The organism is Halobacillus sp. SY10, from assembly GCF_045401165.1.
Classification (GTDB): Bacteria; Bacillota; Bacilli; order Bacillales; family Halobacillaceae; genus Halobacillus; species Halobacillus aidingensis.
Window position 1 is genome coordinate 2,499,600 of record NZ_CP174345.1, and the last position, 20,298, is coordinate 2,519,897.

The 20,298-nt window shown below is 38.2% G+C and carries 25 protein-coding genes and 2 riboswitches; of the genes, 8 read left to right on the plus strand and 17 right to left on the minus strand.

Going from position 1 to position 20,298, the window contains the following annotated elements; translation table 11 throughout:
* The first annotated feature begins 422 nt into the window (after nucleotides 1-422).
* A riboswitch (cobalamin riboswitch) is annotated at nucleotides 423-626 on the plus strand.
* A 174-nt stretch (nucleotides 627-800) separates the two neighbouring features.
* The 4 genes from ACJA3J_RS12630 (at nucleotide 801) to prpB (ending at nucleotide 4,636) form a co-directional block, all read left to right on the plus strand.
* Nucleotides 801-1,022 (plus strand): hypothetical protein, encoded by a 222-nt coding sequence (locus tag ACJA3J_RS12630; RefSeq protein WP_406944210.1) that lies wholly within the window; start codon nucleotides 801-803, stop codon nucleotides 1,020-1,022.
* Between the two features lie 41 nt (nucleotides 1,023-1,063).
* Complete coding sequence (mmgD, locus tag ACJA3J_RS12635; RefSeq protein ID WP_406944211.1) at nucleotides 1,064-2,179, plus strand: citrate synthase; 1,116 nt, start codon at nucleotides 1,064-1,066, stop codon at nucleotides 2,177-2,179.
* Between the two features lie 73 nt (nucleotides 2,180-2,252).
* Entirely contained in the window at nucleotides 2,253-3,695 is a 1,443-nt protein-coding gene (locus tag ACJA3J_RS12640) for a bifunctional 2-methylcitrate dehydratase/aconitate hydratase (RefSeq protein ID WP_406944212.1), read from the plus strand.
* 20 nt (nucleotides 3,696-3,715) lie between these two features.
* A complete protein-coding gene (prpB, locus tag ACJA3J_RS12645) occupies nucleotides 3,716-4,636 on the plus strand; it encodes a methylisocitrate lyase (protein WP_406944213.1) in 921 nt (306 codons plus the stop codon).
* Nucleotides 4,637-4,732: 96 nt separating this feature from the next.
* Here the strand turns inward: prpB and ACJA3J_RS12650 are convergent, their stop codons facing one another.
* The 16 genes from ACJA3J_RS12650 to ACJA3J_RS12725 all read right to left on the minus strand — a co-directional run bounded on the left by ACJA3J_RS12650 (nucleotide 4,733) and on the right by ACJA3J_RS12725 (nucleotide 17,657).
* Nucleotides 4,733-5,986: an aminopeptidase gene (locus ACJA3J_RS12650; protein ID WP_406944214.1), complete on the minus strand. Its 1,254-nt coding sequence runs from the start codon at nucleotides 5,984-5,986 to the stop codon at nucleotides 4,733-4,735.
* Nucleotides 5,987-6,158: 172 nt separating this feature from the next.
* A complete protein-coding gene (locus ACJA3J_RS12655; protein WP_406944215.1) occupies nucleotides 6,159-6,443 on the minus strand; it encodes a hypothetical protein in 285 nt (94 codons plus the stop codon).
* A 90-nt stretch (nucleotides 6,444-6,533) separates the two neighbouring features.
* On the minus strand, nucleotides 6,534-7,328 hold the full coding sequence (locus ACJA3J_RS12660; protein WP_406944216.1) for a phosphotransferase: 795 nt from the start codon (nucleotides 7,326-7,328) through the stop codon (nucleotides 6,534-6,536).
* A 176-nt stretch (nucleotides 7,329-7,504) separates the two neighbouring features.
* On the minus strand, nucleotides 7,505-7,903 hold the full coding sequence (locus ACJA3J_RS12665) for a tetratricopeptide repeat protein (protein ID WP_406944217.1): 399 nt from the start codon (nucleotides 7,901-7,903) through the stop codon (nucleotides 7,505-7,507).
* A 231-nt stretch (nucleotides 7,904-8,134) separates the two neighbouring features.
* On the minus strand, nucleotides 8,135-8,410 hold the full coding sequence (locus ACJA3J_RS12670; protein ID WP_406944218.1) for a hypothetical protein: 276 nt from the start codon (nucleotides 8,408-8,410) through the stop codon (nucleotides 8,135-8,137).
* 306 nt (nucleotides 8,411-8,716) lie between these two features.
* On the minus strand, nucleotides 8,717-9,043 hold the full coding sequence (locus ACJA3J_RS12675) for a hypothetical protein (protein WP_406944219.1): 327 nt from the start codon (nucleotides 9,041-9,043) through the stop codon (nucleotides 8,717-8,719).
* A gap of 261 nt (nucleotides 9,044-9,304) precedes the next feature.
* Complete coding sequence (locus ACJA3J_RS12680; RefSeq protein ID WP_406944220.1) at nucleotides 9,305-9,697, minus strand: hypothetical protein; 393 nt, start codon at nucleotides 9,695-9,697, stop codon at nucleotides 9,305-9,307.
* Nucleotides 9,698-9,751: 54 nt separating this feature from the next.
* The gene (locus ACJA3J_RS12685; RefSeq protein WP_406944221.1) at nucleotides 9,752-10,039 is read right to left on the minus strand and encodes a hypothetical protein; all 288 of its coding nucleotides are present in this window, start codon (nucleotides 10,037-10,039) and stop codon (nucleotides 9,752-9,754) included.
* A 139-nt stretch (nucleotides 10,040-10,178) separates the two neighbouring features.
* Nucleotides 10,179-11,492 (minus strand): DUF4179 domain-containing protein, encoded by a 1,314-nt coding sequence (locus ACJA3J_RS12690; RefSeq protein WP_406944222.1) that lies wholly within the window; start codon nucleotides 11,490-11,492, stop codon nucleotides 10,179-10,181.
* Entirely contained in the window at nucleotides 11,493-12,044 is a 552-nt protein-coding gene (locus ACJA3J_RS12695) for a sigma-70 family RNA polymerase sigma factor (protein WP_406944223.1), read from the minus strand.
* A 270-nt stretch (nucleotides 12,045-12,314) separates the two neighbouring features.
* Nucleotides 12,315-13,130, minus strand: a complete 816-nt coding sequence (locus ACJA3J_RS12700) for a lipid II flippase Amj family protein (protein WP_406944224.1) — start codon at nucleotides 13,128-13,130, stop codon at nucleotides 12,315-12,317.
* A 217-nt stretch (nucleotides 13,131-13,347) separates the two neighbouring features.
* Entirely contained in the window at nucleotides 13,348-13,893 is a 546-nt protein-coding gene (locus tag ACJA3J_RS12705; protein ID WP_406944225.1) for a hypothetical protein, read from the minus strand.
* Between the two features lie 262 nt (nucleotides 13,894-14,155).
* Nucleotides 14,156-14,935 carry an SMI1/KNR4 family protein gene (locus tag ACJA3J_RS12710; protein ID WP_115895309.1) on the minus strand — a complete coding sequence of 260 codons (780 nt, stop codon included), beginning with the start codon at nucleotides 14,933-14,935 and terminating at the stop codon, nucleotides 14,156-14,158.
* A 174-nt stretch (nucleotides 14,936-15,109) separates the two neighbouring features.
* Nucleotides 15,110-16,009, minus strand: a complete 900-nt coding sequence (locus tag ACJA3J_RS12715) for a PhzF family phenazine biosynthesis isomerase (RefSeq protein WP_406944226.1) — start codon at nucleotides 16,007-16,009, stop codon at nucleotides 15,110-15,112.
* A gap of 134 nt (nucleotides 16,010-16,143) precedes the next feature.
* The gene (locus ACJA3J_RS12720; protein ID WP_406946298.1) at nucleotides 16,144-16,617 is read right to left on the minus strand and encodes a GNAT family N-acetyltransferase; all 474 of its coding nucleotides are present in this window, start codon (nucleotides 16,615-16,617) and stop codon (nucleotides 16,144-16,146) included.
* Nucleotides 16,618-16,997: 380 nt separating this feature from the next.
* Nucleotides 16,998-17,657 carry a carboxymuconolactone decarboxylase family protein gene (locus tag ACJA3J_RS12725; protein WP_406944227.1) on the minus strand — a complete coding sequence of 220 codons (660 nt, stop codon included), beginning with the start codon at nucleotides 17,655-17,657 and terminating at the stop codon, nucleotides 16,998-17,000.
* Nucleotides 17,658-17,939: 282 nt separating this feature from the next.
* Here ACJA3J_RS12725 and ACJA3J_RS12730 point away from each other — a divergent pair, with 282 nt between their 5' ends.
* Nucleotides 17,940-18,098 (plus strand): hypothetical protein, encoded by a 159-nt coding sequence (locus tag ACJA3J_RS12730; protein ID WP_181898687.1) that lies wholly within the window; start codon nucleotides 17,940-17,942, stop codon nucleotides 18,096-18,098.
* Nucleotides 18,095-18,391 (plus strand): hypothetical protein, encoded by a 297-nt coding sequence (locus ACJA3J_RS12735; protein ID WP_406944228.1) that lies wholly within the window; start codon nucleotides 18,095-18,097, stop codon nucleotides 18,389-18,391. The genes ACJA3J_RS12730 and ACJA3J_RS12735 overlap by 4 nt, the downstream gene beginning before the upstream one ends.
* A gap of 5 nt (nucleotides 18,392-18,396) precedes the next feature.
* Here the strand turns inward: ACJA3J_RS12735 and ACJA3J_RS12740 are convergent, their stop codons facing one another.
* Nucleotides 18,397-18,822, minus strand: a complete 426-nt coding sequence (locus ACJA3J_RS12740) for an RDD family protein (RefSeq protein WP_406944229.1) — start codon at nucleotides 18,820-18,822, stop codon at nucleotides 18,397-18,399.
* Nucleotides 18,823-19,093: 271 nt separating this feature from the next.
* On the opposite strand from ACJA3J_RS12740, the gene ACJA3J_RS12745 reads away from it, so the two are divergent.
* Together ACJA3J_RS12745 and ACJA3J_RS12750 are read left to right on the plus strand one after the other, a co-directional pair.
* Nucleotides 19,094-19,615 carry a DUF420 domain-containing protein gene (locus ACJA3J_RS12745; RefSeq protein WP_115894695.1) on the plus strand — a complete coding sequence of 174 codons (522 nt, stop codon included), beginning with the start codon at nucleotides 19,094-19,096 and terminating at the stop codon, nucleotides 19,613-19,615.
* 182 nt (nucleotides 19,616-19,797) lie between these two features.
* Nucleotides 19,798-20,028: a hypothetical protein gene (locus ACJA3J_RS12750; protein ID WP_115894681.1), complete on the plus strand. Its 231-nt coding sequence runs from the start codon at nucleotides 19,798-19,800 to the stop codon at nucleotides 20,026-20,028.
* 115 nt (nucleotides 20,029-20,143) lie between these two features.
* A riboswitch (TPP riboswitch) is annotated at nucleotides 20,144-20,246 on the plus strand.
* The last annotated feature ends 52 nt before the right edge of the window (nucleotides 20,247-20,298 follow it).

Sequence of the window (20,298 nt, forward strand, 5' to 3'; positions counted from 1 at the left end):
AGGCTTATTATTAATAGCAGCTATATCACTATATAACATTTTTAACAGAGACCTTCCTAGTACTCAGATTTCAGCTTTTACTGTACATGCTTTTACATTAGGTGGAGTAATAGCCATATATATAAGTTACCTTAAGAAGAAAAAAAGCAAATAATTTATTCCCAAATGAGCCTAAAAAATGCCTTCCCCTCCACTCTATCACTAGAAGTGGGGGTCAGGCACTTTTTTTGAATAGTAACACTCGGCTTTTAAAATAGATTTCATAATAGAATCGATTCCATTCTTACAGCCATGAGGTTTAAACATTTCAATAATTTCACTTTCCGTCTTACTAAAAGATTTCAATCACCTTGTTTACCACTCATTTTTTAGAAATAATTGTCTATTTTCAAAATCTTTGTTATATTGAAAAGGTCATAACTGAATATGTTTCAGACTCAGGTGCAAATAAGCTTGTTCAAGCTTATTTGCTTAAAAGGGAAATCGGTGTAAATCCGATGCTGTCCCGCAACTGTATTTGGGAGCAAACTGGAAAGACCACTGTTCTCCGTTAAAAACGGGAATGGGAAGGAGCCAGGGAGCGATGATCATAAGCCAGGAGACCTGCCTTTGTCAGCGAACATCCATACCTACGAGGATAGGAGGTGTTAAGTGCGAGTGAAAGAGTTTGGACCAGTGGGTGCTCTATACCTGATGTATTGGTTTTATACTCTATTAAATTGCAAATCTCAACTTAACAACTTTCTCTGAAAGTTGTTTTTTTATTGCCTTCATTTCCATTTGATTAGAGGTGTTTTTCTTTGACCATTGCAACCGAGTATTACGTGAATAGATTCAAAGCTTGTATTATGAATCGCCTGTATTCCTCCGTTTCCTGTTCACTCGAATCGACCTATAACGAATTAAAAAAAGAGATACCCAGCGAGGACGGCCAAGCGCAGGAGATGGATAACCTCGATGCCGCCTATACCCTTGTTCATGAGGAAGTGTGTGGATATCCGCAGGTGCCTTCAAAAGTTTAAATACTTATTTGAAAGCGTTAACAAAAAGAGGAGGAATTTTCATGGCAGAGCAAACAGCCTACAAACCAGGTTTAGACGGTGTCATTGCAACCGAAACAAAACTGTCTTATTTAGATGTTGATGCGGAAGAAATCGTCCTTCGTGGATATGAACTCATTGAGCTAGCCGAGAACAAACAATATCTTGATTTAGTCCAGCTTTTACTTCAAGGTGTGCTCCCTGATGACGAACAACGCTCCTCTCTTGAACAAGAATTGAAAAAAGAATATGACCTGCCTGCTGATTTCTTTTCCCTATTCAGCAAACTGCCTAAAGAAACCCACCCGATGGACGCTTTACGCACAGGGATATCTGCCCTTGCAGGGTACGAAAAAAATTTAGATGGACGGCGGGAGGAGGAAATCAGCAAGACCGCTCTCAGGCTGCTGGCAAAAATTCCAAATATCGTGGCGAACAGCTATCATATCCTTCATGATGAAGCTGTCGTTGAACCCAAACAGGAACTTCCCTATAGTACCAATTTCTTATACATGATTACAGGAAAAGAGCCGACTCAAGCGGAAGCAGACTATTTTGATCAGTCTTTGATGGTATATAGCGAACATGAAATGCCAAATTCGACCTTCGCAGCACGTGTGATCGCTTCGACAAACGCTGACATTTATGGAGCCCTCACTGGAGCAGTGGCTTCATTGAAAGGAAACCTCCACGGTGGAGCGAATGAAGCAGTCATGCACATGCTGTTAGAAGGAGAAACAACGGATGGATTCCGCCATCTTCTCTATGAAAAACTTAACAATAAAGAAAAAGTCATGGGTTTCGGACACCGTGTGTACATGAAGAAGATGGACCCTAGAGCAGCTCTTATGAAAGAAGCGTTACGTGAACTGGCTGTAAAGAGAAAACGCGAAGATCTTTTTGAGATGTGCGAAGCAGGAGAACAGCTGATGAAAGAAGAAAAGGGTTTATATCCGAACCTGGACTATTATGCCGCACCCGTCTACTATCTCTTAGGTATACCAATTGATTTGTACACCCCGATATTTTTTGCTGCCCGCACGCTTGGGTTGTGTGCTCACGTATCCGAACAATATGCCAACAACAAATTGTTCAGGCCGAGAGTTCTCTATACGGGGCCTCGTGGTCTGCACCCTTAATCGCAAGCTGCCTGGCTGGTCCCGGTCGGCTTTTACAAACATCATTTTAAAAATAAAAAAGGTGGCGATGAAAATGACAGAAGTGAAAATAAATACGGCTCAGTCTACGGATCAAGTTATGGATCGCATTGCAGAATACGCGGTTTACGGGAACATCACAAGCGAGGAAGCTTTAGAAACCGCCCAATACGTGCTGATGGACACATTAGGCTGCGGCTTTTTAGCCTTACGTTATCCGGAATGTACGAAGCACTTAGGACCTATTGTTCCTGGCACTGTCGTTCCGAATGGCTCTCGTGTACCCGGTACGTCCTATGAATTGGACCCCGTCCACGCAGCTTTTAATATAGGATGCATGATCCGCTGGCTCGATTACAATGATACATGGCTAGCAGCAGAATGGGGGCATCCTTCCGACAACTTAGGGGGAATCCTGGCAATTTCCGATTACATCAGCCGTAAACGAATTTCAGAGGGGAAAGAACCGCTGAAGATGGATGATGTTCTTGAGAATATTGTAAAAGCTCATGAAATCCAGGGGGTCTTAGCTTTAGAAAACAGCCTCAACCGTGAGGGGCTTGACCATGTTCTTTACGTAAAAATAGCCACAACAGCAGTCGTAACAGCCATGTTAGGTGGCAGTAAAGAAGACGTAGTGAACGCAGTTTCCCAAGCCTGGATTGATAACTCGAGTCTTCGTACTTACCGCCATGCACCAAACACAGGCTCCCGAAAATCATGGGCGGCCGGAGATGCAACAAGCCGTGGTGTAAGGCTCGCCTTGATGACGATGAACGGAGAAATGGGATACAAAACTGCCTTGTCTGCACCTGGCTGGGGATTTCAGGATGTACTTTTCGGCGGAAAAGAACTCACCTTAGCACGTCCATTCGATTCTTATGTGATGGAAAATATCTTATTCAAGATTTCATTCCCAGCTGAATTTCATGCCCAAACGGCAGCAGAAGCAGCGATCGAACTTCATGACCAAGTCAAAGGGAGAATCGACGAGATCGAGCGTGTAACGATTACGACACATGAATCTGCCATCCGAATCATTGATAAAAAAGGACCACTAAATAACCCTGCAGACCGTGATCACTGTTTGCAATACATCACAGCCATTGGTCTATTATATGGATCTTTGAATGCAGACCATTATGAAGACGACGTAGCCGCGAATCCTGAAATCGACCGTCTGCGAAACATAATGGTTACCATTGAAAATGAACAGTACAGCAAAGACTACCTTGATCCTGACAAACGTTCCATCGCCAATGCCGTTCAAGTGTTCTTTAATGATGGCACCTCTACAGAAGAGATCGCTATCGAGTATCCGATCGGCCATCGACGTCGCCGTGACGAAGGAATCCCGCTCCTGTTGAATAAATTTCAAAATAATTTAAAGACACGCTTTCCATTCCGTCAAGTGAACCGTATCCTTAACCTTTGTGAGGATTATGATGAGCTGACGGATACTCCAGTCAACCAATTCATGGAGCTGTTTAGAATTTAAATGGTAAGGAGGAAAATCATATGTCATGGATATTCGAATCCACATCTACCCAGCCAGAAAGAGCAGAAGTTTTCAAACGCCTGATTGATCAACCAGAACTGTTGAAAATTCCAGGTGCTCACGATGGTATGTCAGCAAAAATTGCAAAAGATGTCGGATTCCAAGCCATTTATTTATCCGGAGCTGCCTATACAGCAAGTCGAGCGCTTCCAGACTTAGGACTCATCTATTCGAACGAAATGGCGGAAAAAGCACAGGAACTTATCCGAGCCTCGGACCTCCCCCTGCTTGTTGATATCGATACGGGTTATGGCGGAGTCATTAATGTAGCCCGAGCAGCAAGGGAAATGGTCGAAGCCGGGGTGGCCGCTGTACAAATCGAAGACCAGCTATTACCGAAGAAATGTGGTCATTTAAATGGTAAAAAGCTGATTGACCCCGAAGAAATGATGCAAAAAATCCGCACAATCAAAGAAGTCGCTCCAACCCTTGTCATCATACCACGGACGGATGCCAAGTCTGTAGAAGGAATGGACAAAGCCATTGAACGTGCGAACCAATATGTAAAAGCAGGGGCTGATGCGATCTTCCCGGAAGCTTTAACGAGTGAGGAAGATTTTCGCCATGCCTCTTCCGCCATTCAAGCTCCCCTGCTAGCAAACATGACCGAGTTCGGCAAGACACCATATTTCACAGGCGAAGACTTCAGCTCGTTCGGGATGGACATGGTCATTTATCCAGTCACCTCCCTTCGTGTAGCTGCCAAAGCTTATGAACGAATCTTTACAGAGATTATGACTTCCGATACTCAAAAAGAAAAACTTGAGGATATGCAATCACGTGAAGAACTATATGAAACCATTAAGTATTACGATTATGAAGCATTGGACAAAAAAGTAGCGAGAACCGTCCTTCCTGAAATAGGTAAAGAAAATAAGTAAACAAACAAAGAGAAAGGTCGTTCCTTTCTCTTTGTTTGTGTGATACTGTTGTTCCTCTTCAATTACCTTAAATATAGGTCACTGCCAATTCGTCTATTAGAATTGGAAATCCCCATCCTCCATTAGCAGGACTTCAGTTCCACCTTTTTTAATACCTACTACTTTCATATCTTCGGTACCAAAGGTCACATTGACTGACAATAATGAAGTATTCAGACCCGCTACCTTCAACTCTTCCTCGGATTGGTCAATGCCATTTTGGATATTGGAGGGAGATGCATTTCCGATTCCAATATGACAGGACGTATTTTCATCAAACAAGGTATTGTAAAAAAGAGTATCTGCCTGAGCAAGAGGAGATTTATTAGAGACCAAGGCAATTTCACCCAGATAGTGTGAACCTTCGTCTGTTTCGATGAGATTTTGTAACACTTCCTGTCCCTTTGCGGCATAATAGTCTGTAATCCGGCCATCTTTAAAAATAAGATAAAATTCATCGATGACACTTCCCCCATAGATCAGAGGTTTAGTACCTACCAATTTGCCGTTCACCCTATTTTTATGGGGAGCAGTAAATATTTCTTCCGTAGGAATGTTCGGAAAGAAAGGTATTCCATTTTTATCTGTGACACCCCCACCGATATAGAAATGATTTTTAGGTAGACCAACTAATAAATCAGTTCCACGGCTATTTATAAAAAGCAGGGCTTCAAATTGGCTCTCGTTTAGGATTTTTTTTCGAGACTCAAAGGCTCTATTGTGACTCTCCCAATCTTTTATAGGATTTTTCCCATCTGCCCGAGATCCTTTTAAAATTAATTTCCATAATGATTGTAAAGCTTCTTCTTTACTCAGGTTGGGAAATACTTTAGTTGCCCATTCAACGTTTGGGACAGCTAAAAGACACCAGCGTATCTCGTGGGATCTAATTTTTGCATAATAATCCCTCAATTTGGTACGAGAAGCTATTTGGAAACGATTGATCCTTTCTGTAGAAACTTCCTTAAAGACATCTAAGTTTTCAGAAATGATATGTATGTAAGCAGCACCTGCCTCGTCCCATTCCTTAAAACGAGCAGCCTGCCAATCAGGAAAGTGATCAATGACGCGATCTGCTGCCCTTAGGTAAAATTCTTTGGTAGACTGTTCATCTGTCCAATCTATAAATACATTTGAAGCTCCTGCCTCGTAAGCTGCCGTTTGGATTAGACGTGCAAACGCAGCATTTTGTATATCACTATGAATAATCAATAGTTGATTTTTTTGCAGATTTACACCAGCTCGTACAGCAAGTTCTGCATACTTTTTTAACTGTGCTTCACTTATACATTCATATATTCCATTAATCATTTAATATCTCCCCTGTGATGTTCTTGTGTATGTTTATTCAAGAAAGGCCCTTTTTACTTGAAGACTCGAAGTCGAGATGTCTTCGAGTTTACCTTGAATTAACGCACCCTTAAGTTACATACAAGGACTTACACAATGGTTGAATATTAAATAAATGATGTGTAATAATTCATTATTTATTATGTATTCGTTCCAAAAATATGGGTGCTATATTCAGTAAAATAGAAACAATTGTCAAAAACCAAAATACCCTTGCCATACCAGGTATGACATCCGATAAAGCCGCCCAATCTTCTGCTTTTACCCACCGGGATAGATAACTGTAATCTGCACAAATTGTTAATGCTGTAAATGATAATCCCATCGCCATAGCAAGTTTATAATCCTTTCCTGCTTTATACATGTAAAGATTTATAAAAGTCGCTACTATAGCAATAACTCCTAATATGATCCACATAATTAAAATGGCCCCCTTTCCTGTAAGACTTGAATTCGAGATATCAAAAAATCTAGCACTAGCCACTCATGATTCACTTAATTAATCTGATCAAATCCACTCTCTTCCATGTTCACGAATGAATTCAATATCCTTTTTATAATGATCCAGGTGACCTTCGTTTATCATTTTTTGAAATGCAGTATCTCCTTCATTTGACTTTCTCTTCATGTATCTACATAACCCTTCTAACCGCAACAACACCATCTCTAAATAACCTTGATCTATACCTTCAATACCGTAAGAATCAAAAAATATCTTAATTTTTGCTTTGATCCGTTCTGCATCATGTGAAACATTATAATAGACGGCTTCACCTGCTTCATTATGATAAAGTCTGCTTAAAGGGACGCATGTATAAAGGGTGTAGGCTATGTCCCAAAGTCTTGGACCAGGAGCTGCAACATCAAAGTCAATAATGCCTACTGGCTGTTCATGATTAAAAATAATATTGTACACAGCAAAATCATTATGGCATAGAACCTCTCTATTACTTGGAGTATTGTCAATTGGACTCCACTCATCTATCAACGGAAAGTCACTAACTGCGTCATGATAAAGACGAAGCATTTGTGCTATTTCTTTTAATACATCATTTGACCACATATATCTTTTCAGAGGGTAATTTCCAGCTTCTCCTTCAATGAAGGATAATATCTCCCTATTTTTTTCATCAATACCTAAAAACTTCGGGGCATAATTAAAACCTTTACTCTCTAAATGCTGTAACAATCTATGTATCTTCAAACTGCCAGGTTTTATTTCTCTTCGAACAGTATCTTCAAATCGATATACATTTGAGACATTCCCTCCAGCTAGCTTTTCTTCTTCCTCAGAATTTGCCATTGAATTTCCCTCCCCTTAGTAAGACTCTCTACATTACTCGATCGTCCTTCGTAGTTAGAAAAAAGCGATTGCCTATATTGAACAATCGCCCCCCGTTTCCATAAGACTCGATTTCGAGATATCTTTGTATAGACCTGACTATAAAGCTCCTATTATTGCTACATCAAAGTCTACGACTAAATATCCTTAATATAGTTTTCTATCCCCATTCTATATCGTTCAATATCTGAGGTTTTAATATATTTTAACATCGCATTTAAAGTATTTTGTAGTGCGTCTGAATCCATACCTTTATCATACATTGCCATGCTGAGAAACATAGTAATAGAAGGGAATTCAGGGTAACGACTTTCTGCATCAGATAACACCCTTATAGCATCATCTATTCGTCCGACATTCCTTAAAGAACTACCTAGTTGTAATAACGCATACGCTTCATACTCGTTATTAAGACCTGTGCTGATTGCGTCTTCATATAGTGTTATCGCCTTCTCCTCTTGCCCTATAAAATCATAAGCATTAGCCAATTCAAATTTTGCCCTGGAGGAATTTGGGTGATTCTTTACAACCTCCATGAAATACTCTATTAGTTTAGTCTCATTGCCTTTATTACCCATCCATTCGAAACAACAGCTTCCCATTTCGGCTCCATATTAGGCTCCTTCCTCTACCTTTAATACATTATTAAACTCTACAGATCGCTTCATTATAAAGTTACATTCATAATTATTCACTTTGCTTATGTAATAAGAGCGAGTACTCTTTTAAGCAATCGCCCCCTTATACTGAATAAGAAAAGAGCACATTTAATTAAAAGGATTCGTTATCCCCTTACTAATGAAGTATTCAACATTACCTTTAATCTCTGTAATAGTAGCCTCTTCATCCATATCGTAATTTTCCAATGAACCTTTTTTCTCTACTACATCCTTTTTTAAATTAATGAACAGCTTCATTAATACTTTTTCATTTCTTAGGTCTACTATATTCACTTCACCATAATTGTTCAGAACATCTATCTTCACATAATCATATTTAATCACTAATCCTAGCGGAGAAAATGTAGTCCAATCTTCTTCCATCTTTCACCCTCCCAACGGAACTACCTATTTTTCACATTCAACATAAAGAGTAGCAATCCTCTTAAAAATTCACAATCCATGGATGAAACTGAGTCTTCCGCAAACCTGCCCATTAGTAAAAAAGCGATTGCTCTTGTTGAACAATCGCCCCCCATTAGCGAAAGACTTGATTTCGAGATAAATTAATTGATGTTGATTAAAACACCGGTATTAAGTTTTCATTTCTCTAATTTATCTTACTTTTTATTTTTTGAAGACCCATTCCAAGACCGTTCCATTGACTAACTCTCGCTCCTAAACTTTACTTTAAGAGGAGGTATTTATTAGCCTAATTTTAAACAGGAATAACCCCCACCATCCTAATAAAAAGAAATGGCCAATCAATACGAAAATTGACCAAAAAGCACCATGTTGTATTTGACTAACTAAATAATCAAATTCATTCAAACCTCTTGGTCTTCCAATACTATATATCAGACTAACTATCGGAACTGTAATAGTAAATAAAACGGCAACAATGGACCAACTTTTATTACCCTTTTTAACAATACTAAATACTGCAGTGCATAAAGTCGTAATAATAAATAAGTAATATATTGCCCAGATCCAATCAGCCAATGTCTCCCATTGCATATCATTCCCTCCTTAAAACATCGCCTATATTTTATATTGTTTCTTGCAGGACCTTCACTCTTTTTCAGTTTCTCTAAATTCCTGTACAACTGCCCTACACTACCTTTCAATAAAACAGCTTCCCGGAATAACTCTCAACAATTATTAGTATAGAGGACAATTTAACTAACTAAAGAAAAGCCCCCGTTTATGTAAGACTCGATTTCGAGATATAACTATTGAAATTCCTAACTATAGCACTCATTCTTTTCATTATTGAAATTAGTAATTTCCTGATATTGTACCGAAGTGTGTCTCTTTACCGTTTTTAAAAAGTTTGACCGTCTCATAATCTGTATCTAAACTTACTTTATAAAAAAGCTCGTGTTCCAATGATGAATTGGAAGAGTCAAATGTATTTTCACTTTTATATAGTAAATTTAATGTTTCATTAACTCCTTCAACATCAAATCCAGTAAAGTACATAGCTTCTTCACCTTGAACAACATTGGACTCATTCAAATATACAAATATAGATGCATTCTGGTTATCAATGTAAAGATGAACCCCATTTTCTTCTTTAACACTTTCGATGAAATGCTGAATATCTTTTTTAAGGGTTTTTTTACCAACTTCATTATAAGATATTTCTGGCTTTGTATTACATCCTGACAATACAACTACTCCAATAATTAAGTACAGTAATTTTTTAATTTTAGCCCCTCCTATTTATCCTCCAAAAGACCAGCCAAACAAAAAGAACATTGTAAAACCAGCATAAACCACACTGATGATTGAAGTAGAAATCGGAATAACTTTTTTCTTGCCCCTTTCTTTATTAAGACCCTTCACTCCAATGAAGATCCCCAATAAAGCTGTAAATGGGGCTATTTGGATAAAGTTCACTATTGCTCCTAAAGGATTATCACCTAAAATTGAAGTAACAAAAATAAAAAATTGGATAATGAAAACTCCCAGTATGATTCCTGATAATATTCCCCAAAAGGTTTTTGGCATCTCCATTACTCCTTTCGTATGACCACTTAATACCATAATTAATATTCTACCAAAAAAGGAATTAAAACCCATATACTTTCCCTGAAAAAGGGCCATGACATTGAATTAAAATATCACTCACCCCACAAACAAAGGAGGTTTATGGGAAGGAATCTCCCTCTTTATCTTTAAAAATCACTTGGTACTCCTCGTTATTGAGAAATTCTTGTCCTTCTGACGAATTGAAATATTCATTGATTTGGTTCTCTAATTCAGTAATCGTGCTATTGTTGTCATCACTAGCTTCCAATGTTGTATTTACATAAATATTAAATTGATCATTTTTGTAGTTGGCACCCACGTTCTTTACATGTAATCCTTCTTGTCCGGCTAAAGCAATAGTTAGTTTTCTGGAAATGTCTAGAGCTATCGTTTCTTTTGAAGCCTGATCTCCTCCCATTACTCTAAATTTAATTGCAAGTGTACCGAAGGTTACGGTTTCTAATTTTTCAGGAAGAGCCTCTTTTACAGCTTTCACATCCATTTCTTTATTATCAGCGTATATCGTTATCACATCAGGACTAAAGGAAAAGTCTATTTCTCCTTTAATATCAGCTTCATCTTCTAGATAACTATTTAATATTTGCTGCTTCCTTCCCGCTGCAAAGGGACCGGTCATATCTCCCCACGTGTCATAAGATACTTTTTCAATAACAGTACCTTCAATATAACGGAAAACCTCAACGTTGTAGTTTTCCCTACCAAAAGAGCTTATCAAAGAAGAAACGTCTTGATTCAACTCAGAATAATTATTCTGAAATGTCTCTTTCTCCATTTTGATTCCTACAGTAAATATCTCTTCAGTTGGAAGGTAGAAAGCTAATCCAGGTGAATAACCCTTTTCTGCAAGCTTCTCTTTTATTTGTTTTTCTTCGCTTAACATTTTCTCGTCTTTCGTTACTTTCTCGGGCAACTGCATAATGTCTTGTCCCGTGTATTGAACAACATCTACTTTATAAGCGGTTAGTCCTTTATCTTCAAGCAGGTTTTCAACCTGGTTTTTTACCTTCTCATTAACAGTGCTAAAGTATCTATCTCCTCCCTCGATACTAATTTCATATGTTTTTTCCAGGACGTGATTGTTAACGGCATGAACTTTAATGTTTTTAGAGTTCAGGAGGTCTTGGATCTCCTCACTTACTGGTTCCACATCCTCAGAATCAAATATGGATCCAATGATTGGAATTTTAGCCATGACATCTGAAACAGTAGGTGATAAAAAGCTAGTTCCGATTAGAATGGCCATGAAAATAGCCGCAGCGGAAGCTATATATACAAAATTATTTCTTTTTCTTGTGAGTTTAGGGTTTACGGTCAATGCATTATGCACATTTTGCTTTATTCGTTTATGCTGTTCGTCAGTGTACTGTTTGTTTTCATATTCCTTTCTCGCTTGTTTAAATAAATCTTCCACTTACAACAACTCCTTTCGTAGGAGTGGATTAGATTTTAGCTTTTCTCTTCCTCGAGAAAGCCTCGTCTTAATGGTATTTTCTTTCTCGTTTATCGTCTTCCGAATTGATTCAATGGATTGATCATGGAAATAATGAAGAATAAGGACTTCTCTATACTTAACCGGTAAGGATAATATAGCAGTCAATACTTGTTCTTTCTTGCTTTCTTTTAGGTAAGCTTCTTCTGTGCTCTCTGTCTGATTTTCTTGTTCAAAATACTTCAAAGGGTATTTTAGGTGAGCTAGTTTTCTTCTGCGTAGAATATCCTTTGCCCGATTAACGGTAATTCGATAAATCCAAGATGAAATAGACGCTTCTCCTCGGAAACTAGAAAGATTGTTATACAGTTTAATAAAGACATCTTGTGTAATATCTTCAGCAGTGCCCTGGTCTTTAACATAAGAATAAGCTAATAAGTAAACTTTCTTGGAGTGAGAATCCATAAGTTCATCTAGAGCATATTCCTTAGAATTGTATGTAACATCTTTATTTTTCATGGTCACCTCATTCACTCTTCTCCCTCCCTTTTCACTCTTATGACTAATAAGTCCACTATAAGGTTTCAAAAATTAGGGCCTTATTGTATTCGAACTTTATTCCATATATTAAATAGCAGTATATTTTTCGAAATTAAAAAGACCTTCAATATTATCATCAATGTATAAAATGATGTAAATTGAAGGTTTTTTCGTTCGAGAAGTTTGTTAAAGTAAAGCCCCCGTTACCGGAAGACTCAGCTTCAAGATATTTTCATTACCCTAAAAGATGCTCGAGTCTTTCAGTCAAACGATAAACTTAGTGAACCAAGCAATGTATTTAGCACCCGGTATAAATAAGAGTTGAGCCAATAGAGTTCCAAAGAGCCTTGAGCTTACCATCATCAAAGAAACATTCCTTAATTTAAGATAGTCACCTCTTTTATTTATCACATCGTCAGCCATTACTGAGATTTTAGGATCCACAAACACCACCAATAAGATAGTAGCTATCCCATTTATCAACCCAGAGGCCATAATAGCAGTAGAAGCTCTCTCTGGCGCTAATAGTGCTGCATATAAAGCAGACAAAACGCCTATAGTATAAATTGAAGTTACAACCATATTTATTAGAAATAACCTTTTTGGAATATGAGCTAGTGAGAACCCTGTTAGATCATTTCTACTTGGAAAGTGCAATTGATTCAAGCCTCTTTTAATATACTCTAGTGAGAATATTGTCTTAAACAATGAAGGAATGGAGCCTCCTTGTTTGGAAAGATGAATGATGGATCGTGAAAATAACGCTACAAATGTTGGTAATAAAATGATACCTACTAATGTCCCTAAAGTGGAAGCTCCTATTATGATCCTATATTGTGATTCGACAAACTCTAAAGTATTTGAGCTCGGGGCAGTATCCACCAAACTTCCAGTAAAAGGCTGCTGCATCATATTAGCCATTCTTGATACTATAACCATCAAATTAAAGAGAGATAAAGCAGATGCAATTAGCCCTACTCTGGCCCCAGAGAGTCGTACAGCGTATGCAAGGGTTTCTATTGTATGTATTACTAAAATAAACAGAGATATGTATATTACTTTATCCGTAAGAAACTCCAAGAAAAAACCTCTTTTCCTACTCAATTAGTGTCATAGGAATTTTAACATAATTTGGTTATATCTTGGTGTCATAAGCCTACTTGTTTTATTGATTTATTATCATTTTTCCAATTAAAGAAGCGACTACCCTTGTTGGATAATCGCCCCTGTTACTTGAAGGCTCGAAATCAAGACACCTTAGTACAAACCTCTAATTTACACACGCTATAATTGAATTTCAGATGCCGTAACGCTCAATAACTTCTCCATTATCATTTAAAAATTTTATTGGACCCCATGCATTTACCTGATAGAAATATCGACCTAATTTAGTGTTTATTATTTCTATTTCTTTTATCTGGTCGTTCACATCTGCTGTTACAGTAGTAATATTTTCATTTTTCACGTATCCGAACGCTATAGGCAGCTCCTTTACATTTCCATTATCTGTTTTATAATGTAATACGCTGTGTCTTGCACTATATGAGTCATCAGTGATGGCGGTCATATTAGAAACAATGAAATCCCAATCTTTATCACCCTGACGCTTTAGTAATGCGAACCCCACTTTTTCAAATCTGTCACCCTCGTCTGTTCCTTGGGCAGTAAAAAGAACTACTCTTCCAACATCTGTTTTTTGTCTAGAAATTATATCATTTACTTTTATTTCACTAGACCAACCATTTTTTATGGCCTCTTCCGGTGATTCGTTGCTACACCCTGTAAGTATAAAAACAAATATTAGTAACAGTATGTGTTTGGTAATTTGTATTGCATTTTTCACAAGTACACCCCTCCTCTTTTATAGTCTGTCTAGTTTAGTCTAGTAGTTACATCAGTCTATCCATCAATTACCGTATTTGGCGATCCTTTTGGACATGAAATGTTTCATATACTCAAGTTATCGAATTATTGAGGTCCCTTTTCAGTAAAAAATTTCTAGTTATATTAGCGTATCATATGAGTTTAAGGGTAACGACCAGAAAAGACGCTTCTCTATATTAGAGAAACGCCCCCTTTACAGAAAGACTCAGTTTCAAGATAATCTACAGACCATATTGTACTTTTACTTCCTTCATCTCCCTCCTTATATCTTTGCTTTTATCCCTAGACAAATTGTTTATAATCCGTTTAAGAATTTTCAAAGAAGACTCTGGAGATTCATAAAGGAAATATTCTGTATTCCCTCCTATGACACTAGCCACTGCTTCCCTAACTAATAAACTTGAATGCTCAGTAAGTTGCAATAGTTTGACTAAATACCACTCTATATCCTCCGTGTCCTGGTAGCTAAGCAGCACCTCTTCTATTAGGAATTCCTCTTGGCCTGAAAATATCGTTTCAGCTTCTTCCTTCGACCAACTGTCGTTTTCATATTCTTGACTCAATTCTTTATAAGTAAGCTTTTTCAAGAACTCTTCAAAGCTGGTAGCTACTTTTATTACTTCTTTACTATCTGTTTCAATATATATGACACGGGGTGGTTCAGAGGAATAATCTAAAGCAAACCAAGCGTTTCCTTCTCCATTAAAGACTAAAATGTTTTGAGGAAGGTCCCACTCCTTAATCAAATATGGACTGTCTAATAACCCAGGATGTCCAATTCCATAAATGTGGTTAATTTCTAAATAAACGTCCTCTTCTTGAAACCCACCTGCTTGAATTGAATTATATTTAATAATTCCGCCGTTTTGATTTTGTAGTATCCTCTTATAGCTAAGTGGCAACTTAAGCTTAAGATTTCTCTCAAAAGCATTAATTGTTTGCTCATCAATATCCTCTAATTTATAGGGGTCATCATCATAATTTGTAACCCAAATATCCAAATTAGTCTACACCTCCTCAGATAGTACAAACTTAATAACCAGCTAATAACTGAGCTTTCTCAATGACGGCCCCCTTTATTGAGGAATTGCCCCCGTTTTTATAAGACTTGATTTCGAGATATATTGAAACTTAAACTAACGTACCTGTTACTTTAAGTAAGTGAATTCACAAACTTACTTTTCTAACAAAACTTGAAAATCTTTAACTAAAACAGCACTTCCAATTATTTGAACATTAAATGATTCGTTATTTTTTGAAACATCTACTATAACCCGGCCATCCTTTTCAATTTCATGCCCTTGCTCAACAGTAAGCTTTATAGGTTCACTAAAGTTTTGTTTTATGTATTTTGCATAAAACGCCCCCATTACCCCTGAAGCTGTACCAGTTACTGCATCTTCAATTGTTCCTGAATATGGCGATGAGAAATGTCGAGCGTGCATATCAGCATTTGAATCATAAGTATCCAGACAAAAAGGATGCACAGATGATTTAGGCATTTCCTTTAAAATTTCTGGGAACTGTTTATTGTTTGGTTCCATTTTTTTAAAGGCATCAAGTTGTTTTATCGGTATGAGTAGAGTCCAAGTACCTGTACTTCCGTAAAGTATTGGTAAATCAGCATAAAGGTCTGATTCTGTTAATCCAATTGAGTTAGCTAAATCTTTTTTTGAACCTGTAAATAGCTTAAATTGGGGTGAAGACTGCTGCATAGTTATCAATATTTCACCAGAAGCAGATGTGTTGATCTTAATCGGTAGGATGCCAGCGTTTGTTTCAATGGTTAACACTGTTTTATCTCCCAATAACCCTTTACTTTTTAAAGCATAGATAGTTGCTATTGTTGCATGACCGCATAAATTCATTTCATGACCAGGTGTGAAATATCTTATCCTAAGGTCGGCTTGATGCGATTTAACCGGAAATGCTGTCTCATTAAACCCAACTTTAAAAGCAATCTCTTGCATTTCTATATCTGTTAATTCATCACCATTTAAAACTACTCCCGCTGGATTCCCCTTATTAGGTTCTTTACTAAAAGCATCGTAATGATAAACAGTTACCGACTCCATAACCCGAGTCCCCCTCAATACTAGTAAAATAGTTTTTATATTGTAATTCCAAATTTATTGTTTCACAAACCTGCATTACCTCTCTCCTTAGTTACACCGATGTAAGGTCAATTACTTCTTAAGCAATGCCCCCTTTATTGCAATAACAAAAGATCTTTTTTCATTGACACTACTTTAATATTTATGCCATTTGGTTTATGTACAACTTCCTCATCGCAAACATCGTAACCTATTGATCTGTATAACTTTAGATTCTTTGTCACACTCATACGGACTTTACATCGAATCGACGAGAAACCTTCTTTATTTGCATAATCTTCTATAAACTTTAACAAATTTTTGGCGATTCCTTTTCCTTGCTTATTAGGGATTACTGACAAACGGTAAAAGTATATGCTTTGGTTATTAATTAAAAAACGCACCATACCAACTGGAACGTTTTCTTCATACGCTATCAGCCCTTCTTCCTCTTTCACTAATGCATTAGAGACAGATTGTACTGTTTCTTCTAAAGCACTGGACGGAGGCACTTCATTTTTATATTCCATAAATGCCTTAATCATTAAATCGTGAATAACGGAAGCATCTGTGACACTTGCAAATTTAATAATCACATTCTCACTCCTTTGTACAAACAACTTTCTACTTAATGAATTATTATACGTATAATCTATTTTTCATACAATAAAATTCCAATTATCTCGAAACTGAGTCTTCAACTAACCTGCCCGTTTCTTTAAGACTCAGTTTCAAGATAAAAACTCAGAAATTGAATAATTATAAGCGTTTATGCATTGATAACTATTCACTTATATTAACAACTTTCTTCATAAACGTACTGACTTAAAAACTTAACTTTTCCCTCGAGCAACATCAATTAAAGATAAAGCAGCCTTAATAAAATTATCAATATGATGTAAAAGAGACGATTACTGGATCGAGTAATCGTCTCTTTTATGAGAAACCTATATTTGCAATAACTTATCCTTCACTCATCATCATATGCATTTAACGCATTTACACTGTGAGCAATGGCCGAACCTGCTTTTAATGCCGTAGCCACAAAAATGGCTTCGGCTACCTCTTCTTTTGTAGCTCCCTGTTGCTTCGCGCCTTTCGTATGAACATCGATGCAGTAAGGACAGCCTGTTGTATGTGCGGAAGCTACGGCAATGAGCTCTTTGTCTTTAGCAGAAATAGCTCCATCTTTCATTGATTGTTGATCAAAATCGACAAACGCGTGAAAAGCACCTTCATGAAGATTGGAAAGTTCTTTAAGACGGTTAAAATAAGAGGCTTTATATAGTGCATCGTCACCTTTTTCATCGTATGTATTCAAAGCGTTTACACTGTGTGCGATGGATGAACCCGCTTTTAGCGCTGTCGCTACAAGGATCGCTTCTGAAACTTCTTCTTTTGTCGCTTCCTGTTTCTTCACATTTTTCACATGCAAATCTATACAATAAGGGCATCCTGTCACATGAGCAACAGCTACAGCAATTAATTCTTTTAATTTACCATCCAGCTTTCCCGGTGCGAGCGCTTTTTTATCAAACTCTACGAAAGCTTTGAACGCTTCTGGTGCCAAATCTCCAAGTTCTGGCAGCCTCTCAAAATATGATTTTGCATAAAGTACATCTTTCCCCATTGTCCTCACTCCTTTGTTTTCTTTCGTTCATTAGTTCATTACAATGATAAATTTTACCATTCTAAGATAGCTTCGTAAATGAAATTAGAGGGAATTTTCTGTCTTTTTGATATTCATTAATCTTCTTAACAAGTCATGGAGAGCGTCCACTTTAATGATGAGAAAACAAAGAGTGGTTTCATGTTCATGGATGGAACTCCTGAAAAAGAGCCCTACCTTGAAACCTTACTTTTTCCTAAGCGTATAGAATAGAGAGAAAGAACTGAACGGAGGTTGTTAAATATGGAACTTTCACTCGATGCCGTCATCCTGGCATCAGGAATCGCCTTAGCCGGTTATTTTATCGGAAACGGACTAAAGAACTTTGGACAAAGAGATCCCATGGATGAACACCTCGATCAAACCATAAGGGAACATCTGAAGAAAGGGGAACGGAAATGATAATCGTAGGAATCATTTTGACACCTGTCTTTTTAGTAGCGCTCGTTTATCTTTTACGCTTTTCATGGGGGAAGAAAGGAAAAACGGAGGTAGGAAAAGCGGTGCTGAATGCTTCGTACGCAAAAGCGGCACCTATTTTCCCGATCGGCTGGCTCGTTCTCGAACTTTATCATGATTGGATACAGCCCCTATCGTATTCTGCCTATAGGGATGCAATCTGGATCCTTGTGTTGATCACATTCATTTTTATAAGTGCAAGCCTGTTCCGTTATCGGAAAGCAGCGGTTACCTGAGCCTCTTATTCCAATGGAGGCTCTTTCCACTTTATCGTTGTATAGGATATGAGTTCACTCCACCCTCTCCCTTTCGAATCCATCAAACCGGTGACGAATGAAACCCAGTACCACATTCCCTGGGTAAGGATGACCGGACCGAAGCCTAAGACGGCTCTTAGAAAGATCTGCAGGATGTTCGGCGGCTTACCTGAATTGGATTCGATGGTGAGATTCGTCAAAAGCAGGCCGAGTGTTCTTCCTTTTGCCAGCAGCGGGATGAGAATGAGAAGCGCGACATGGATGATGATGAAGGCTTTCCAAAAGACGGGGTTTGGATCGAAGCCGCGTCCTGTGTTCTGTGTTTGTGTGTAGAGGATGGCGAGGAAGCCGGATACGATGAGTTCCAGTCCTGTGCCTATGAACCTGAGGAACAAGTTTCTTTCGGACATCGAAGTCCCTCCTTTCTGTACGATATCCTATGGGTTTTTAGTATCATCGGTTTGCCCATTCACCCAGGAAGAAGAAAAAGAGATGGAGCTTTTGCCCCATCTCTTTTTCAATGCTTTCCTTTTAAAGCCCTGGTCGTTTCCTGATTATCGGATATTTCAACCGTAATATGCTCCTTCGACAAATTGTGCGTTTTCTGTCATAGCATTCTACTCTTACTTTCTTTATACTTAACTAGGATTCTATATAAAGATGTATGAAAGGATCGATACCATGAAAAAATTCAATTACGTCCCATGGGTCGTGGGACTTTCCATCGCCATCAACCTTATCGTTGTGGCCTTATTGTTCTTACCGAAAATCGACGGGGATCTCGGATTCAACATTAAACTCCTTCCCCTCTTGAATGCCGTCTTGAATTCCTTTACGTTCGTTTTCCTGCTTGCTGCGTTGTTCATGATCATCAGGAAAAACGTCAAGTGGCATAAGCGGTTCATTTTCGCTGCTTTCACGTCGACGGCGCTCTTCCTCGTTTCGTACCTGACGTACCACTCGATGGCAGAGTCCACGTCATTCGGCGGTGAAGGGATCATTGCGGGAATCTATTATTTCATTTTGATCACGCATATCGTATTGGCTGCGCTCATCGTGCCCCTCGCTCTACTTACTTTGTTCCGCGGGCTTGCGATGAAAGTGGATAAACACCGGAAAATCGCGAGATGGACGATGCCGATCTGGCTATATGTCAGTCTGACTGGAGTCATCGTCTATTTGATGATCTCCCCTTATTATTGATAAACGACAAGAAGCGTAGAAGCGCATGTTTTTTTGTCGAAACTCTTTGCTTCCTTCCCTACCCTTATTATAGTAGAATAATAGTTAGAAGGAAGCTGTAAAAGCTTTTCTATGACATATGTTTCGGTTTTTGTTATTCAGGGAAAATTTATGGTTCAAGGTCAGATAATAAGGAGACTATTATGGATTTACTCCAATTTATGAAAAATGAAGGTTACACTTCGGCTAAGTTCTCCTCGTTGACTGGTGAAGACGTCCGATTGGTTTTAAATGATGTAGCTTCAACAGAGGACCTGTATCGAATGATGGAAGTGACACCAACCTCCGTCAGTTATTACCCTTATGAACGCGTGCCGTATATCGATTGTTTCATAGACCAGAATGTGATGAAGTTACGCTTGTCGAAAGCATAAGGAATGAACCGGATCCCCCAGGGCGATCCGGTTCATTTGTTTTTTACAAAAAAGATGGTTTACAAATCTATGACTCTCCGCTACGATGAAAGCAACGTACAAGAACTGCATACGCGTTTTGCACTGGGGGAGCTGCTATAAGCGGCTGAGAGGAGAAATTCCGACCCTTGGAACCCGAACTAGATAATACTAGCGTGGGGAAGTGCGGTCGTCATTCACAAGGACCTGACTGGTTCTTCCTTTATGTTTGGTAGACTGCATTCCCGTGGG